This is a genomic window from Actinomadura rubrisoli, assembly GCF_004349215.1.
Lineage (GTDB): Bacteria > Actinomycetota > Actinomycetes > Streptosporangiales > Streptosporangiaceae > Spirillospora > Spirillospora rubrisoli.
This window is the reverse complement of sequence record NZ_SMKU01000620.1, coordinates 1-2,467: the sequence shown is the minus strand read 5'-3', so window position 1 is coordinate 2,467 and position 2,467 is coordinate 1. Positions and strand designations below refer to the sequence as shown.

General features: G+C 69.1%; 3 protein-coding genes, 1 rRNA gene and 1 pseudogene. 2 read left to right on the top strand and 3 right to left on the bottom strand.

The features are described 5' to 3' along the window. Positions 1 to 160: 160 nt before the first annotated feature. Positions 161 to 277, top strand: a 5S ribosomal RNA gene (gene rrf, locus E1298_RS46185). 56 nt (positions 278 to 333) lie between these two features. Here the strand turns inward: rrf and E1298_RS46180 are convergent. Further along, positions 334 to 779 (bottom strand): annotated as a pseudogene (locus E1298_RS46180) (tetratricopeptide repeat protein). A 64-nt stretch (positions 780 to 843) separates the two neighbouring features. Beyond that, positions 844 to 1,368, bottom strand: coding sequence for an anthrone oxygenase family protein (locus E1298_RS46175; RefSeq protein ID WP_131903693.1), 525 nt, complete (start codon positions 1,366 to 1,368; stop codon positions 844 to 846). Between the two features lie 93 nt (positions 1,369 to 1,461). Here E1298_RS46175 and E1298_RS46170 point away from each other — a divergent pair, with 93 nt between their 5' ends. Further along, on the top strand, positions 1,462 to 2,091 hold the full coding sequence (locus E1298_RS46170) for a TetR/AcrR family transcriptional regulator (protein WP_131903692.1): 630 nt from the start codon (positions 1,462 to 1,464) through the stop codon (positions 2,089 to 2,091). 10 nt (positions 2,092 to 2,101) lie between these two features. Here E1298_RS46170 and E1298_RS46165 read toward each other — a convergent pair. After that, positions 2,102 to 2,467: hypothetical protein (locus tag E1298_RS46165; protein ID WP_207945264.1), on the bottom strand; the 366-nt coding region annotated here is incomplete at its 5' end.

The window sequence follows — 2,467 nt, the reverse complement described above, 5'->3', positions numbered from 1 at the left end:
ACCGAATCGCTGCACGAATGCGATGTTCGCGTCCCTGTGTGGTTCCCAGGAAACAACCGGGAACCCGCTGAACATATGTGAATACCGACGCTGGTGAGTGTCGGACGATGAGCTTCCCGCACCATCCGTGAGTTTCGCGCGGGGGTGTTGGGGTTGGTCGTTCGGTGGTTATGGCGGAGGGGAAACACCCGGTCCCATCCCGAACCCGGAAGTTAAGCCCTTCAGCGCCGATGGTACTGCACGGGAGACTGTGTGGGAGAGTAGGACACCGCCGGACTCATATTGCAGAAAGGGCCCCGCCACACGGCGGGGCCCTTTCTCATTTCCACGGTTTTAGCTGTCCGTCAGCGCTTTCGCGTAGTTCGCGAGCGAACGGTTGTAGCGCGGCAGGTGGCGGGACAGGGCTCCAAGGGACAGGGCTGCGGCCTCGCGCTCTCGTCCGAGGTCGGTGAGTGCGAGCGCAGGAACGCGGTGACGGCGTCGTCCAGGTCGTCGGAGCCGGCGTCCCGCTCCGCCGTGAGGATCGAGACGCTCTCCTCGGCCTGGCCGAGGTTGCGCAGGGTGCTGGCGAGCTGGATCGCCGCGCGGCGCCTCCGGGTTCCGGCGAGACCGGCGGCCAGGGCCTGCCGGTAATGGCTCTCGGCCTCGGCTTCTCGGCCGATCGAGTCGTTCGCCGACGCCAGCTCGAAATGGGCGGTCGCGTTCCCTGCGGGAAGCTCGCCGGTCAGAGAATCGCTGATCTTCCCAGCGCGGGGCGCAACGCCGTTGCAACGTGCCATACGGCATGATTGGTCTGTTGGACAGGTGGAAAACCATGGTCGCGCCGGTGCCACCCACACCGCTTCATGCATCGGCGCGGCCGCCTCCCGGGAGCAGGGTCGTGGCCGCGGCGAGCAGCGCGAAGGCGGCGAGGGAGGCCAGGGTGCGGATGGTGTTCCAGTCGTTCCAGGCGGATTCGTAGTCGGCGCGCTCCGCCGCCAGGCTGCCGCCCGGAGTCGCGGACACGGTGGCGAGGTGCTCGTTCAGCGGCACGTTCTGGGTCATCGTGATGCCGAAGCCGCCGACCGCGTAGACGGCGAAGGCGGCGGCCGCGAGCCAGACGACGGGGGAGCGCCGTCCCAGTGCCGCAGCGGCGAGGATGAGCGCGGCCAGCGTGAGGATCGGTGCGCCGAAGAAGGACGCCGCGAACGGCGCGTTCCGTACGACGGCGTTGATGGCCTTCATTCCGGTGACGTACGTGCCGTCGTCCACGCGGGCCAGTCCGCGCGTGACCGACACCTCGTAGGCGTAGAAGAAGCCTGCGATGGCCCCCATCGTGAGCAGAGCCGCGACCAGGCAGACGCGCAGCGCCATGAGTGCTCGGAACATGTCCTGACTCCTAAATCGTACCTCTAGGTACGATTTAAAATCGTACTTTCCGGTACGCTTGTCAAGGGCGATCGGGAACGGAGGTGGGTGCAGATGCGAGGACGGCCGCGTTCGGGCGAGCAGGAAGGCCGGCGGGCGGCGGTGCTCGACGCGGCGCTGGCGGAGGTCGCCGAGCGCGGTTACGCGGGCACCACGATGCTTGCGGTGGCGCGGCGGGCGGGAGCGTCCAAGGAGACGCTCTACGCCTGGCACGGGAACAAGCGCGGCCTTTTCGCGGCGCTCATCCGCCGCCAGGCCGAGCAGGCCGATGCGGAGATCACCGCCGCCCTGGAGGGTGGCCTGCCGGTGCGCGAGGCGCTGACCGGGTTCGCGGCGAGCCTGCTCCGCCTTCTCCTGGGCCCCGCCTCGATCGCGATCAACCGGGCCGCGATCTCGGCGCCCGAACTCGCCGAGGTCCTGCTCGCCGAGGGACGGCACACCACCGGCCGCCGCGCCGCCGCGTACCTGGGCGGTCTGGCGGAGCGCGGAGAGCTCGCCGTCGACGACCCCGAGGCGGCCTTTCAGCTCCTGTACGGCCTGGTCATCGCCGATCGGCAGATCCGGGTGCTGCTGGGAGAGCCGCCCCCGGAGAACGTGGAGGAGATCGCCGAGAACGCCGTCGACCGCTTCCTCGTCCTGGCCGCGGGCGGCCCGGGTCCCGCCCGCGGCCAGGGGCCGGGCTAGTGTTCGCCGTTCACTCAGTCACGTCCGCCTGGACGCGCAGGTATCCGGCGATGGCCACGGCCGCATCGACGACGCGTTCCGCCTCCGCGATCGGGTCGTTCCAGCTCGTGAAAAACCACAACCGTCCACCGTCGTCCTGGCGAGGACAGCAGGTGATCGTGTCGGCCAGTCGCGTGTAGCGCGCGGTGCAGCCCGTACCGCGCGGGTTGATCACGATAAGGCTCGACGCCTGGAGGATCATTTCCAGCCGATAGGTCTCCAAGCGGCTCTGCAGTGCCGCAAGGCGCGGGTAGGCGTGCGGGTGGCGCGCGAGAGTGGTCTTGATCGGGGCGTCGGTCATGGCGGGCTCGCCCCCACCACGTCCGCGATGTGCCCC